We start from the raw sequence: 15,085 nt of genomic DNA, 5'->3' as shown, positions 1-15,085 counted from the left end.
CTAATCCTCACACCTGTAAATGCTTCTTCGGCCAAAGTTTATTTCTTTGCAGAATCAGTTGATCTGTTTCGATGGCTTTAATAGTCTTTACTGGCAAACGACATTTGATTTGTCAAAGGAGACAACATGATGAAGTCAGTTTTCGCAGCATTCGTTCTTGTGTTCGCAACTTCTGCTTACGCAGCGGACACTTATAAAATCGACACTAAAGCAAGCACAGTAACTTGGAAAGCTGCGCACAAAGTTGGCGCCGTTCATGACGGTGGCATCGCAGTTAAAGAAGGTTCAGTGCAAGTTGATAAAGGCCAAGTATCAAGCGGTACAATCACTGTTGATATGACGACTATCACTAACAATGATTTGAAAGACAGCCCTGACTACCAAAAGAAATTAGTAGGTCACTTGGCTTCAGGTGATTTCTTCAACGTTGAAAAATACCCAACTTCAACTTTCAAATTGACTAGCATCACTCCAAAAGCAAAAGACGAAGTTTTGGTTAAAGGTGAATTGACGATGGTTGGTAAAACTCAACCTATCGAATTCCCAGCAAAAGTAACTGTTGCTAAAGGCACAGTAACTGGCGAAGCGAACGTAACAATCGACCGTACAAATTGGGATTTGAAATACGGTTCAGGCAACTTCTTCAAATCATTGACGGCCGATAAAATCATCAATGATACATTTGAATTGAATCTTAAATTGGTTGCAAAAAAATAGTTTTTCGCACTCGATTTTGATTTAAAAAGGGCATCGGAAGCGATGCCCTTTTTTATTTCGGCACACTCTCTCCCCCATTGCGCAAGCGTAAGTTGTCACGATCATTAATTCTCGAGACCCTTTGGATTCAAAATTTTAAATCACAAAGGAGCTTCTCATGAACTTCAAAAAACTTTTCTTATCATCTGCCCTTCTTAGCATGCTTGTCGGTCCGGCCGCGCTTGCATTAAGCGATTCAGAAATCGCCGAAATTATGAAAACCGCAAATCAAGCTGAAATTGATGCCGGCAAAATGGCGAAGTCTAAAGCTTCTAATTCGGAAGTGAAAGACTTCGCGAAGCACATGGTTTCGGCTCACGAATCGAATATGAAAGACGGTAAGAAAGTTGCGAAAAAGGAAAAAATTAAACCTGAAAATAACGACACGGCCAAAGACCTTAAGAAAAGTGCTAAAGATCAGATGGCAGAGCTGAAAACGAAAAAAGGATCTGAATTCGACAAGGCTTACATCGATAATCAAGTGGCAATGCACCAGCAATTGTTAAATGATCTGGATTCTAAATTCATTCCTCAAGCAAGCAATGCGGAATTTAAATCATTCCTTGAAGAAACCCGCACGCATGTGCAAGAGCATCTCAGCAAAGCCCAACAAATTCAATCATCGATGGCTTCCTCAGCACCGGCTCCAGGTCAACCTTCGACGAAGTAATGGTAAAACACAGTCCTTGATTATTTTTTTCCATTCTCTTGCGATGTTAAAGTAAGAGAATGGATTTGATCAAAGCAACCACAGAAGGTTTGTACTGTGCTGCGGGCGATTTTCATATCGACCCATGGCGACCTGTGAAAAATGCGGTGATCACTCACGCCCATTCCGATCATGCCCGTTGGGGTTCACGTCTTTATTATGCTCATGAAAAATGCGTTCCGTTGATCCGACATCGTCTGGGTGAAGGAATTCCTATCGTCGCAAAAAAATGGGGCGAAAAATTTAAGATGGGCGACACCTGGGTGAGCTTTCATTCCGCCGGTCACATTCTGGGCTCTTCACAAGTTCGCGTGGAATATAAAGGCAAAGTATGGGTCGCATCCGGCGACTACAAGCGTACTTCCGACTTATCCTGTGATCCTTTTGAAGTTGTCCCATGCAATACCTTTATTTCTGAAGCAACATTCGCACTGCCCGTTTATAAATGGGACTCTAGTGAAGTGACCGCGCATAAGATTTACGATTGGTGGCAAAGCGATCTTGAACGGCCGACTTTGATATTTTGTTATGCCTTAGGAAAAGCGCAAAGAATTCTGGCGGAATTAACTCGCTTTACTGACCGCCCCGTTTATCAACATGGAGCCATCGAATCTTTGACGGAGGTTTATCGTCATCACGGTGTTAAAATGCTGCCAACCCGTTCCGTCTTTGATGAAGAGAAAACCTATTCCTTTAAGGGTGATCTGATACTGGCACCGCCTTCAGCACACCGTTCACCTTGGATGAAACGTTTTAAAGAACCACAAACGGCTTTTGCTTCCGGATGGATGCAGGTCCGCGGCACGCGTCGTCGCAAAGGCTACGAAAAAGGTTTTGCACTTTCCGATCACGCTGACTGGAATGAACTTCTACAGACTATCAATGAAACAGGTGCAGAAACGGTGTTTCTGACTCACGGGCGCACGGACGTTCTTAAACAATATTTAGAAGAACAAGGTAAAGCGGTACGTCTGTTTCAAACCGAGTACGAAGATCAAGAGGAGGCATCATGAAAGCCTTCGCCAAACTCTTCGACGACTTAGACTCAACAACCTCAACCAATGAAAAAGTCACGGCCCTTAAAAATTATTTCTCTAGTGCCCCGCCCGCTGATGCCATGTGGACGATTCTGGTTCTGACTGGGAAGATTTCTAAGCGGGTCATCACCTCGCGCACCTTACGTGATCTATTTCTTTCCGCCACCCATTATCCCGAATGGCTTTTAGATGAGTGTTACGATCATGTGGGTGATACAGCTGAAACCTTAAGCCTGCTCGCGCATTCTTTAAACCTGTGTCGCGAAACCAGTACGTCGGATAACAAAACTTTGACAGCGTGGATGGAGGAAGAAATTCCGGCCCTCGCAAAAATGAAAGATGAGCTGGCACAAAGTGACCAGCTTATCGCGTGGTGGAAAGATCTGACTTATCAGGAAGTCTTCATTTTAAATAAACTCATTACGGGTGCTTTCCGCGTGGGTGTCAGCGATAAACTTGTTATCCGGGCTATTGCCGAAGTTTATAATTTACCAACGGATCAAGTCGCGCATCGCTTAACGGGTGATGTGCAATCAGGAATCGAAGCTTTTGAAAGAATCATTTCACCAGAACCCGTTGAAGCGAATTTTAGCCAGCCCTATCCGTTTTGCCTGGCTCATCCCTGGAACGAGCGCAGCGAAAAGAATTTTGACGCCAGTGAATGGTGTATTGAATGGAAATATGACGGCATTCGCTCGCAAGTCATACATCGCGAAAATCAAACTTGGATTTGGTCCCGAGGTGAAGAACAAATCACGGATACTTTTCCAGAGCTCGCAAAAATATTCTCTGCCCTTCCCAATGGAACGGTCTTAGACGGCGAGATTTTAGTTTATAAAGACAATCAGATTCTGCCCTTTCAAGAATTGCAAAAGCGCTTGGGTCGCAAGAAAGTTTCTGCACAAATGCTGAAAGATCTTCCCGTGGGGTTCTTCGCTTACGATTGTCTGGAATACAACGGCGAAGATATACGCGATAAAAGTCTGCGCAAGCGTAAAGATCAGCTTGCAAAAATCGTCACCGCGCTTGACTGCGACCAAGTCGTTCTTTCTCCGATCGTGACCGTTCACGATTTGGCAGAGCTTGATGACTGTCGTTTAAAGGCGCGCGAACTGGACGCCGAAGGTCTGATGATTAAACTCTGGGAAGGCACTTACACGGTTGGCAGAAAGACTGGGAATTGGTGGAAATATAAAGTCGATCCACTGACATTAGATGCGGTCTTATTGTATGCACAATCAGGAACAGGTCGACGTTCCAATCTTTATACCGACTACACTTTTGCATTATGGAATGAAAATAAAGAACTGATACCTTTTGCCAAAGCGTACTCTGGTTTAGATCAAGCGGAAATTGACGAACTCGACGCGTGGATTCGGCGGCACACGAAAGAAAAATTTGGTCCCGTGCGCTCTGTCGATGCGGAACAGGTTTTTGAAATTGGCTTTGAAGGTATTGGCGCTTCCAATCGCCACAAGTCAGGAATTGCGGTGCGCTTTCCCCGAATTCTTCGTTGGCGCAAAGACAAAAAAGCCCAAGATGCAGACAATCTGCAATCAGCCCAAGAACTTTTAAATGCGGTGACCAAACATGGACGAGCTTAAACCCATCCATGCATTTTTTAAAAATCGCAAATGGAAGCCCTTTCCATTTCAGGAAGAGGCATGGCAAGCGTATTTGTCGGGCGAATCGGGATTGCTGCATGTGCCTACGGGTTCGGGGAAAACATATGCGGCCGTGATGGGACCCTTCGCACGAATGATGGCGCAACAACCAAAACGCAAAGGTTTAAAAGCGCTTTATCTGACACCACTGCGCGCACTCACTCGCGACTTGGAAACGGCAATTAAAGAACCGCTGCTGCAAGAACAATGGCCTCTTAAAGTCGGTTCGCGCACTGGTGATACCGCCACTGCAGAAAAACGCAAACAAATGCTTAATCCTCCCGATCTGCTACTGACTACTCCTGAATCTTTAGCGGTGATGATCTCACAGCCCGATGCCGAAGATATTTTTAAAAATCTCGAAGTCGTGATCTTGGATGAATGGCATGAACTCATGGCCAGCAAACGCGGAAGTCTTTGCGAGCTGTCGCTTTCTTATTTGCGCTCGATCAATCCAGAACTGCAAACGTGGGCCTTGTCGGCCTCTATCGGAAATTTAGAAGAAGCCGCAAAGGTCGCTGTCGGTCGCGGGCAAGAAGCAAAAATTATTTCTGGTGGTTCCGATCGCAATCTGGATTTAGATTGCTTGTTGCCGGAAAAAATTGATCGTTTCCCCTGGGCGGGACATTTGGGATTCGCTTTACGCGAAAGTCTGATTAAAGAACTTGATCCTGATGTCTCTACACTGATTTTTACTAACACACGTTCACAGGCAGAACGCTGGTATGAAGCGATCTCGGTTTTAAAACCTGACATGGAAAAGCACATGGCTTTGCACCATAGCTCTCTTGAACGCGAAGAACGAGAAGCTGTCGAAGAAGCCGTCAAAACCGGAGCCCTGAAATGGGTGGTCTGCACTTCTTCCTTGGATTTAGGTGTCGACTTTCAACCGGTCGAGCGCGTCGTACAAATTGGCAGTCCTAAAATGATTGCACGCATGCTTCAACGTGCGGGGCGTTCTGCTCATAGACCCGGTGGTAAAAGTCGTTTGCTTTTTGTTCCGACGAACTCGTGGGAAATACTGGAACTTGAAGCCGTTAAAAAAGCTTTAAAGAATAAACACATCGAACCACGCAGGCCCTTGAAAAAACCGATCGACGTTTTACTGCAACATATGATGACTCTTGCTTGCGGGCCTGGGCTTAAGATGGATGAGTTGTGGTTATCTTTAAAAGAGACCTACTCATTCAGTGAAATCACTCGAGAAGAAATCAACTGGTGTCGTCAGTTCTTAACTCGCGGTGGAGAAACACTGCAAGCCTATCCACAATTTCATAAATTAGAAATCGACGAAATTTCGGGCAAATATCGTCCCGCCAATCCCCGTGTTGAAAAACTTCACCGCATGAGTATCGGAACCATTGTTTCACGCGAATCCGTGCGTGTCAGTTATACCAATCGTTCGCGCATTGGTTCGGTCGAAGAAAGTTTCATTTCAAAACTAAAAAGAGGTGACGTCTTTCAGTTCGCTGGTAAAAAACTCGAATTCGTTCTTTTAAAAGATATGACCGCCTATGTGAAAGCTTCAAAAGCACCGACCAATACTATTCCTTCCTGGGATGGAGGCCGCTTCCCTATTTCTGAAACCTTAGGGCAAGCATTTCGTGAAACCCTGAATGAAAAACATCCCGGACTTGATCGTTTTCTTGAGCCCCTGCTCGGTACGCAAAAGAAAATTTCAGTTTTGCCTTCTCCTGAAATTTTATTGATTGAAAAATGGAGCTCAAAACAAGGCGAACATATTTTCGTCTACCCGTTCGAAGGAAAATCCGTTCATGAAGGTTTGACTCAATTGTGGGGCTATCGCTTTGCCCAACGTCAAGCTTCGACCTTTTCCTTTTCGGTGAACGACTATGGTTTTGAAATCGTGGGACCTAAAGATTATGACTTTCAGGCTCTTTTTGATGACGACTTCTTTTCTGATCACAACTTGGTTGAAGAAATCGGTCAGTCCCTGCAAATCGGGCAACTCAGCCAGCGTCAATTTCGCGAAATCGCACAAATCGCAGGGCTGGTATTTACCGGTTATCCCGGCGCTGCCAAAACCGGCAGACAAATGCAGATCAGCTCTTCATTATTGTATGAAGTGTTTCGCAAGCACGAACCTAATAATTTACTCATCCGCCAAAGCTTTGACGAAGTTCTTGCGAACTCTTTGGAAAGTGGGCGCATGCGCAAAACTTTGCAGCGTCTTTCGCAAATGAAAATTGAATGGGTCGAAATTGATACCCCGTCGCCGTTATCGTTCCCACTAGTGGTTGAAACGATCGCGACAAGCAATCTGTCTAACGAAAGCCTTGAAATGAAAATCGCACGCCTTAAACGCGGCTGGGAAAAGAAAAATGAAGATACAAGTCGCGAACGAAGACATTGAGCTTCTTCCAGAAAAAGCTTTCTTATGGCAGCGCGAACATCTGCTAGGGCTTTCCGACGTGCATTTGGGTAAAGCCGAAAGCTATCAATCTGCTGGTGTGCCAATACCTTCAGGTTCGCATCGCGAAGATTTACTTCTTATCAGCGATCTGATCCATCGTTATCAAATTCGCAAAGTCATGATTTTGGGCGACTGGATACACAACCGTTTTTCGTTGAGTGAAATCATCGTTCAGGATTTTCGTGAATTCTTTAAAGCTCATGACCATGTCCATTGGACCTTGCTATTAGGCAATCATGAAAAAGGAAGTGTCGAAATTCTTAATAAACTTCCCTTCCATTTGGTAGAGGAAGAAATGCAAATCGGTCCATTCCTTATGACTCACGGACATAAAAACGCAAAATCCAAATTGTTCCAGATTCAAGGACATACCCATCCCCTTGTCAGTATCCACGAAGGCCCCACGCGACTAAAGCTACCGTGCTTTGTTCTTGAAAAAAACGCGCTGACGATTCCTGCCTTTGGCTCTCTGACCGGTGGATACGTCATTCGTAAAGACAAGGGCAAAAGAATTTTTGCCGTGACTCCGAAAGAAATTTTCGAAGTGGATGTGTGAATTTGTTGCAGCAAGCCACTTACAGATTTGTAAATTTATTTTTCATAAACCAATGACAAAATCAACCTGTCAACGATTCACATACTAAATCCAAAGGAGGATTAGATGAAAAAACAAACTATGTTGCTATCTGCTGTTGTTTTAGCTGGTTCATTGGCATTCGCTGCTGATATGGAAAATAAAACTGAGTCAACTACGGACCACTCAAAAAATCCAATCACTGGTACTGAAACAACAACTCATAAGACAAAAAAGAAAATGAAGGGCGAACACGCGTCTTCTGAAACAGAAGTAAAACAAAAAACTAAAACTCACTCAGACGGTAAGAAAAAAACCACAACTGAGACTGAGACCACGACAGAAACGAAATAGTTTTTTCAGCGTGGCTAAAAACTAGCTTCAACGAAAGCCTGCTCCCAAAGAGCGGGCTTTTGCTTTTTTAACCGTGGCTTTACAACTTTCGCAGCCTAAGTCCGGTTATCCTGCACCCCGACCCCGAAGTGATTCTCTTTCATTCAACAATCTATAAACATTATTAAGTGTACGAAAGGGAATTCATGAAACACATAGTAATCGCATCTTTGATTTTGTCGTCATCAAACTTCGCATTCGGTATGATTAAAACCAGCGCCAATCTTAGCCCAGACGCAGGACAAATGGAGTTTCTAGCGGCAGCAGCTTACGCTTCCAGCAGCGTAAAGTTCAGCGACACTGGTGCTAAATCAGATTTAACGGGTTATGTCTTACCTGTTGGTTTTTATTACGGCGTGAATCAAAACGACTCTTTCGGACTAACACTGGGATACATTTCTACGGAAACAAAAAGCGCTCAAGCGGGCTTTTCTGATACGACATCAAAAAACAAAGGGTTCAACGACGCAAAAATCGGTTACAAAGGTAACTATGACTTTATGGGTGCAACTTTCTTTTCTAGCGCAGGAACATCTATTCCCCTAGAAAAAAGTAAAGTCGACGAAGTAACAATGGAACGCAATCCCTCTGAAGGCCGTTTAGTTCCTTTCATCGAAGCCGGTTTGGTTTTCCCCGTACAAAGTTATTCACTGGGCTTTGGTGGATCATATAATATGGCTCTTGAAGGCAATCGTGATTACGTCATCAACTCAACGACAACGGTCAATGTGACTGTGAAAGACGGAAGCCAAATGTCGCTTTACGTTTTTGGGGAAATAGAGTCGGACTATCATCCTTACCTAAAAGTGCTTTACAATCGCTATTATACCGAACATTTCGAATATAATGGCATAACTGGTACTTCAAGTTCTCCATATGCAACCATTAGCGCAGAAGCTTCATTGCGCTTTAATATGAATCCTAACTTTGAAATTTGGCCAACCCTAGCCTACACGACCGTGATGGATAAATCTGATATGAACGTGTCGTCTTACGATCAGTTTATTGGCGGCGTCAGCATCCGAGCTCTTTATTAGTTTTCCCGACCATTTGCCTAAATAACCTACACCTAAAGGCCTCTTTCCCACCGAAAGAGGCCTTTTTTATTGAGGCATCCTATTGCGGAAAATGGGTCTAAAGTGGTATTTAAACCCCATGATTACAACGTCCAATGTCAGCCTTCGTTTCGGTGGTAAAAAACTCTTTGATGAAGTGAATGTGAAATTCACTCCAGGCAACTGTTATGGCCTGATCGGTGCCAATGGCGCCGGCAAATCCACTTTCCTTAAAGTCCTTTCTAAAGAGCTGGAGCCGAATACGGGCGAAGTCATCATTCCAGGGGCCCTGCGCCTTTCAGTATTGAAGCAAGATCACTACGCTTACGACAGCGTGACAGTTCTTCAGACTGTGATGATGGGCAACGATCGCCTCTTCAAAGTGATGCAGGAAAAAGACGCTCTTTATGCAAAACCTGATTTCAGCGAAGCCGATGGTGTTCGCGCATCAGAACTTGAAACAGAGTTTGCAGAATTGAACGGCTGGGAAGCAGAATCGGAAGCCGGCGTGATGTTAGCGGGTCTTGGTATCACTGACAGCCTTCATCAAAAACTGATGAGCGAACTTGATGCTGGCGACAAAGTAAAAGTTTTGTTAGCTCAGGCTCTATTCGGTCAACCTGATATCTTGCTTCTGGATGAGCCGACGAATCACTTGGACATCTACGCGATCCAATGGCTTGAAGAGTTCCTTTATAATTTTGAAAACACAGTCATCGTCGTATCGCATGATCGCCACTTCCTGAATAAAGTCTGCACTCACATGGCGGATATCGATTTCGGCAAAGTGACGGTTTATACGGGTAACTATGAATTCTGGCGTGAAGCTCGCGATCTTGCGCAACGCTTGAAAGCAGATCAACAACGCAAAAACGAAGACAAAGCTGAAGAGTTGAAATCGTTCATCGCACGCTTTAGTGCTAACGCTTCAAAATCGCGTCAGGCATCTTCTCGTCAAAAACAACTAGAGAAGTTGGATCTTAGCGAACTTCCCGTTTCAAGTCGCCGTTCGCCGTTTGTGGGTTTTGATCCAAAACGTGAAGCCGGTAACGATCTTGTGACTGTGCAAGGCTTGAACAAAACAATCAATGGCGAAGTGATTTTGAAAAACGTCAGCTTCACGATCAAAAAGAACGACAAGGTCGCGTTCATTGGTCGCAATGACGTCGCAAAAACAGTTTTGCTTGATATCTTAGCTGGCGAGATGGAACCGGACTCTGGAACTGTCACTTGGGGCATCACGACGACTCGCAGTTACTTCCCGACTGACAATAGCAAATACTTCAACGTCGATGCTCGTTCCTTGGTTGATTGGTTGCGCGAATATTCTGAAGACAAAGATGAGTCGTTCTTACGTGGCTTCTTAGGTCGCATGCTCTTCAGTGGTGACGATGCGATGAAACAACCGAAAGTTCTTTCGGGGGGCGAAAAAGTTCGCTGCATGCTTGCGAAAATGATGTTGTCTGGCGCGAATGTTTTGTTGTTCGATGGACCAACAGCCCATTTGGATTTGGAAAGTATCTCTGCTGTCAATGAAGGCGTGAAACGTTTCAAAGGAACAGTGCTATTTACTTCTCACGATCACGAGTTCGTGCAAACAGTTGCAAACCGCATCATTGAAATCGATACGACAGTGACGGAAGACATGAACGATATTACTTACGATGAGTATCTTGAAAAGAAAAAACCGGTGACTGCCCAATAATTAGCGGCAGTCTTTTCCGTTTGGCGCTCTGAATCCCCAGCGCACTGCTGGGGCATAATATGCAGATGACGCCAATTGCCCGTCACGCACACGCGCCCACAGTTCCCACGTATTCATAAAACGACCCGGCCAATATTGAATCTGGCATTTTTCTAGCTTCGGTTGGGCATCTTCGACCGAGCCCATAATATCGTCACCATCTTCACGTTTTTTCCAGTCGTAAAGATCGCCTAATTGAAAATAAGAACCACGAATGCGTTGATCGCGCGTGTCTGTTGAGTATTCATCGGCAAGATCCGGTGGCAGGCATTGATTACCGTTCTTCGTAACCTTGCTCCACCCGTCAATCACAAGCTCTGCACGCGTTGTAAGTAAAGAACAAATGCTATCGACCACGATATCCACACGCTCGTCAAAAGACGGAACACGCGTGCGCATAAGACGACGAATCGATTCATGCCACTGATAGATCTGACGACGAGTGATAAGTTTTAATGGTGCCCAATCAGCCAATTTAAATTGGTCCATCCCGTAACCTGGAAGAGCGCTATTCGAAACGCCAAACTGGCCCGGTTGACGCCACTTACGAAAACCACCGTTTAAAGTGAAAGGCGCCATATAAGGATTTTTATTCAAGCTTAAAGTACGAACTGCTTTCGGCGAAGTTGAAGAGATCGCTTCACTAAAACCGATATCATCAATACTCTTAATATATTCGGCGTGACCACCATGAAAACCAGTCGCACGTCTTTGGCTTTCAGTCAGAATCGGACTTAAAAAAATCACGCCCGGTTTGAAGTATTGTTTATCGATGGTGACCGGATAGGTGTCACTTTCCAAAGTATAAGTCGACACCATGTCAGAGATATAAATAATAAAACTACGCACACGCTGATCTTGCGGTTGTGAATCCCAACGAGTCATGGCTTGCGTAAAGTAACTTCCCGAACGGGTCACATCACTAAACTGAACAGGCAAACCTTCGCGCGCAGCAAACACGGCACGAGCTGCATAAACTGCATCGGCACAATCCGTTTTAATGCCATACAATTTAGATTGAGGATTCGTGAAAACGTCCGTTTGCCATTCTTTTTCCAAAAAGACTGCAAAACGATCTTCATCTGCGGGCGTCCATGACCGAGTCACTGTCCAAACTGCACCGTGCGCAGTTGTGCTCAGAATCAGAATGAAAAGTGCCAATAGCTTGGACATGAACTAGAGCAAGTCCCCGTTCGTGATATCAAGATCAATCGTGAACTCTGTCGGACTTGCCGAATTCGGACGAACTTTCACCGAAGACGAATTGGCCATTTCTGTGAAAATTGCGCGCACAGAGCAGAAACGCGGAACGTAGTTTGTTTTTGAATTTAAACGTTGGCTCATGCTCAAAGTGCTAGAACGTGGGTAACCTGAAGAGGCAAACGTCACATCGGCTTCTAAAGCATTGCCTGATGGTGCAAACTCATTTGAGCTTCTTGCATCTTTGCTTTTACCAACATCACGAAGATCGCAGTTCACTTGCAGAGTCATACCCAAGTTTGAATCTTGTTGATAAATCAAACCACTGCCCTGGTTCGCTGCCGCAACGTTGGCTGTGATTGTATAGATACCTTCAGAAACGTCTTGGTTTTTTCCGTTCTTCTTTTGAATCTTTTCAACCGGACCTTGATAGCAGAAATCGACAAAGTAACTTGTACCGTATGTTTCTGATGACGTTCCGATTTCAATTGAAGTCACATTGTTGTTCCACGCATTTAAATCCGTGAACAAGTTATTATATGTCGCCGCTGTATTAGATTTAAGAGTGTTGCCGCGAGAACGTAGTGGGCTTGATTCCGCCACCGTCAAATCGTCCCACGAAGCTGTCAAAGTATCTTCGCCAGCTGTTGAATCCGAGCATACACAAGAAGTGTCATCGCTCGCGTTGCAAGCAAGTCCTGTATATTGATCAGCGCAAGTCGTACCAGTTGCTACTTTATGGGCAATCCCCGCGTTGCACACGAAAAACCCTTCGCTGACTGAAGGTCTGATCGTCACTGCCCATGAAAATGAGGGAGCAAAAAGCGCTAGAAGCAACAGGAGTTTCATTATTGAGCCTCGCAAGTAACCGTTGGCAAAGCTTCAGGTCTTGTCGTGTAGTTTCCAAATACGGGTGATTCTCTTTTCACGACGTAGTCCTTCAAAGTCCAGATACCTTCGTTTGGATCAAGCTCACCGATAGTGAACTCCACAGACAGTTTAGAATAGAATTTTGACTTACCCGCTTTTACACAAGATGCACGAGACGAATTGCAAATGTCGTCAAAGTACGATGGCCAGTTACGGTCTTTACCTAACTTTTCCAAAGTCTTAAGGATGCGCTCCATCTCTGTATCCATGTTTGGAGAAGACATTGAAGGAAGATTGTCCAAACCAACCAGGCCGGTCAAATTACCCAACGATGCCAGCGGCGTGATCACGTCAAGACCTGCTGTTCCTTGAAGAGTCTTAAGATCGATCACCATCTGTTGAATGTCTTTCGTGAACAGCGTGAAGTCCTCAAGTGGATCCACGAAAGTCACGGTCATGTGATAACGCATGCCCGGTTTTAATTCAGTTTCATTCAAGATATGTGGGCCACTTTTCATCAAACCCATCCAACGAGGATTCGCAAGTCCTGCGTGCCACCAAGAATCCATGTAATTCAAAGTACCATCACGACGAACTTCAGAAAGTTCAACCTCACCTACTACGGGAACGTCGAAGTCACTTGGACTCGCACACATACCATTGTAGCAAGATTTTTTAGAGCGGTTATCAACCAGCAAAGACATATCGACGGTGAAAGTTTCGTTAGCACCGCGGATTTTCAATTCACCCATATGAACATCGGCATTGAATTCCGTTGGGAAACGTGGAGTTTCGGCACCGAAGTCTTCAGAAAGTTTCAAAAGTTTGCTGTGGGGAGCAATATAGATACGAGTTTTCGTGGCACCAATTGGATCAACGTCAGTGCTGATACCAGAAGCATCACCCACGACGTAAGCATTCAAAGAGGCTTCGATATCTTGTGGCTCAATGCCATGAGCGCTCATGTAAGCAGCATTACGGCACTCATCCTTAATGATTGTCGTAACCGCAAAACGATTGTTTGGACGAATACGAAGGAAGCAGTAATCACCTTCCATTTTCAAAGTGCCATTTTGCTGACGCGAAATTTGGCAATGATCTTGAGATGGCGTGAAATCAATAGGTTTATTATCTAAATCGTAAATTTGAAGGAAAGTACAAGCGCGCAGTGCTTTGTACTGTTTATCGATAACTTGTGCGCGTTCTTGGTAGTCAGGCTGATCTTTCAGGAAAGAGTTTGCGACAGAGCATTTTGTATCGATCAATTGCCCGTCAAAAGAAACATCCGCCACGTCAGAATTTAAAGTGGGACGACGTACACCCAAAGAGAACATCAAATATTTACCAGAATCTGTCTGGCAGCGTTCAATAACCGAAGGAGCCTGCGGCGTATCCGCGGCTTCACCGAAACCTGTAATTGACTGAGTTTCAGTCGAAATCGCAAAATTCATTTTAGGATCACGGGACATCTTGCAACCTGCAAGCGCCCCGTTTCCTTGAAGTACAATAGCTAGGAGAGTGATAACGGCAGTTACACTTTTATTTAAAAAACCGATTCTACTCATTGTCATTCTCCTAACTTAAAGATTCACTGCTTAGTTCAAACCAGAAGCGTCAGATGCTTCTTCGATATCAGTGAAAGTACACATTTCAGCACCGTGACGTTGCCATTTACGCAAGTTTGGCAAAGTTGCAGTTGCATTTGTTTCTGTGAATACATAACGGATTTTGCAGAAACGTGGTGTGTGAGTGTTTTGGTTAACCCAACCGTCAACCAAAGATACGTTGCCTGTACCCAAGTTAGCGATTGAACCAAGAACGAACAAGTCGCCACCAGAAGTTGGCAAACCAGTTTGGTTGTTCAATACGAAGTTAGCTTCGTTAGCAGTTGTGTTGTATTGACCTTGGTTGTTGCGAGCATATTTGTAAGAACCTTCACCTTGCTTATCGCAAACTACGAAAGCTTGTACTTTCAAGCCAGCTAGCTCAGTGTATTTCTTGCCATCAACTGTACCAGGGATAACTAGACCGTCACGGTTGTTGTCACCACCGTTAACACCGTTTGCCAAGAAATCAGTCGCGTTAGCTTGTGCTTTCAAGTTGAAGTTAGCAGTTACGCCGTCTTCGAAGTACTCAATTTGAGGACCACGGTAGCAGATATCAACGAAGTATTTCGCGCCGTAAAGCTCAGAACCCAAGTTGAAAGAAAGGTTAGAGATTGAACGACCCCAAGATTGAGAATCATCGTAAGCTTGGTTCCACGCAGAAGTTGAACCTGAAGAAGAGAACGTCGCTGAACCTTTACCAGTTGCAGCAGTTGTGTCGCCGTTGTCTTTCCAGTCTTGATAATCAACTTTACCGTAGTTCATCAAGTAGTCGCCACCGTTGTCACCAGTACAAACGCAACGAGTGTCACACACTGCTTGAGTGTTATCACATGTCGTTGGAGTACAAGTGTTTTTAGTGCCTTCGAAGTAGCACACTTTCGCGCCAACTTGTGGTGTCATGATACCCGCGTTACACGCGTACATGCTTGGACCAGAGCTGAACGTTTTGAATTTGAAACGCAAAGAGATTGCGTTTGCATTTTGAGCTACAGCGAACATTGTGATCGCTGAAAGCATCAACATAAGTTTTTTCATAGTTTCT

13 protein-coding genes are annotated in these 15,085 nt (G+C 44.6%); 9 read left to right on the top strand and 4 right to left on the bottom strand.

From position 1 onward, the window contains the following. The first annotated feature begins 126 nt into the window (after positions 1–126). The 9 genes from DOE51_RS06490 (at position 127) to DOE51_RS06450 (ending at position 10,327) form a co-directional block, all read left to right on the top strand. Positions 127–717, top strand: coding sequence for a YceI family protein (locus tag DOE51_RS06490; RefSeq protein WP_142695744.1), 591 nt, complete (start codon positions 127–129; stop codon positions 715–717). A gap of 157 nt (positions 718–874) precedes the next feature. After that, positions 875–1,426 carry a DUF4142 domain-containing protein gene (locus tag DOE51_RS06485; RefSeq protein ID WP_142695743.1) on the top strand — a complete coding sequence of 184 codons (552 nt, stop codon included), beginning with the start codon at positions 875–877 and terminating at the stop codon, positions 1,424–1,426. 59 nt (positions 1,427–1,485) lie between these two features. Then, the gene (locus DOE51_RS06480) at positions 1,486–2,478 is read left to right on the top strand and encodes a ligase-associated DNA damage response exonuclease (RefSeq protein ID WP_210415573.1); all 993 of its coding nucleotides are present in this window, start codon (positions 1,486–1,488) and stop codon (positions 2,476–2,478) included. Further along, positions 2,475–4,106, top strand: a complete 1,632-nt coding sequence (locus DOE51_RS06475; RefSeq protein WP_142695742.1) for an ATP-dependent DNA ligase — start codon at positions 2,475–2,477, stop codon at positions 4,104–4,106. Before DOE51_RS06480 ends, DOE51_RS06475 begins: the two co-directional genes overlap by 4 nt. Beyond that, the gene (locus tag DOE51_RS06470; protein WP_142695741.1) at positions 4,093–6,540 is read left to right on the top strand and encodes a ligase-associated DNA damage response DEXH box helicase; all 2,448 of its coding nucleotides are present in this window, start codon (positions 4,093–4,095) and stop codon (positions 6,538–6,540) included. Before DOE51_RS06475 ends, DOE51_RS06470 begins: the two co-directional genes overlap by 14 nt. Beyond that, complete coding sequence (gene pdeM / locus DOE51_RS06465; RefSeq protein WP_142695740.1) at positions 6,509–7,156, top strand: ligase-associated DNA damage response endonuclease PdeM; 648 nt, start codon at positions 6,509–6,511, stop codon at positions 7,154–7,156. The genes DOE51_RS06470 and pdeM overlap by 32 nt, the downstream gene beginning before the upstream one ends. Positions 7,157–7,261: 105 nt before the next feature. Continuing rightward, positions 7,262–7,528: a hypothetical protein gene (locus tag DOE51_RS06460; RefSeq protein WP_142695739.1), complete on the top strand. Its 267-nt coding sequence runs from the start codon at positions 7,262–7,264 to the stop codon at positions 7,526–7,528. A gap of 185 nt (positions 7,529–7,713) precedes the next feature. Continuing rightward, positions 7,714–8,604, top strand: a complete 891-nt coding sequence (locus DOE51_RS06455) for a hypothetical protein (RefSeq protein WP_142695738.1) — start codon at positions 7,714–7,716, stop codon at positions 8,602–8,604. Between the two features lie 118 nt (positions 8,605–8,722). After that, positions 8,723–10,327 (top strand): ABC-F family ATP-binding cassette domain-containing protein, encoded by a 1,605-nt coding sequence (locus DOE51_RS06450; RefSeq protein ID WP_142695737.1) that lies wholly within the window; start codon positions 8,723–8,725, stop codon positions 10,325–10,327. On the opposite strand, the gene DOE51_RS06445 is transcribed toward DOE51_RS06450, so the two are convergent. Genes DOE51_RS06445 through DOE51_RS06430 form a run of 4 tightly spaced genes read right to left on the bottom strand, consistent with a single transcriptional unit; the run spans position 10,328 to position 15,078 of the window. Then, complete coding sequence (locus tag DOE51_RS06445; protein WP_142695736.1) at positions 10,328–11,539, bottom strand: hypothetical protein; 1,212 nt, start codon at positions 11,537–11,539, stop codon at positions 10,328–10,330. A gap of 3 nt (positions 11,540–11,542) precedes the next feature. Beyond that, on the bottom strand, positions 11,543–12,415 hold the full coding sequence (locus DOE51_RS06440; RefSeq protein ID WP_142695735.1) for a hypothetical protein: 873 nt from the start codon (positions 12,413–12,415) through the stop codon (positions 11,543–11,545). Continuing rightward, on the bottom strand, positions 12,415–14,001 hold the full coding sequence (locus DOE51_RS06435; protein WP_142695734.1) for a hypothetical protein: 1,587 nt from the start codon (positions 13,999–14,001) through the stop codon (positions 12,415–12,417). The genes DOE51_RS06440 and DOE51_RS06435 overlap by 1 nt, the downstream gene beginning before the upstream one ends. Positions 14,002–14,031: 30 nt before the next feature. Next, positions 14,032–15,078 (bottom strand): protease, encoded by a 1,047-nt coding sequence (locus tag DOE51_RS06430; RefSeq protein ID WP_142695733.1) that lies wholly within the window; start codon positions 15,076–15,078, stop codon positions 14,032–14,034. Between the last annotated feature and the right edge of the window lie 7 nt (positions 15,079–15,085).

Source organism: Bdellovibrio sp. NC01 (assembly GCF_006874625.1).
In the GTDB taxonomy this organism is placed as follows: Bacteria; Bdellovibrionota; Bdellovibrionia; order Bdellovibrionales; family Bdellovibrionaceae; genus Bdellovibrio.
The sequence above is the reverse complement of the archived record's forward strand: the minus strand, read 5'-3'. Positions and strand labels throughout refer to the sequence as shown.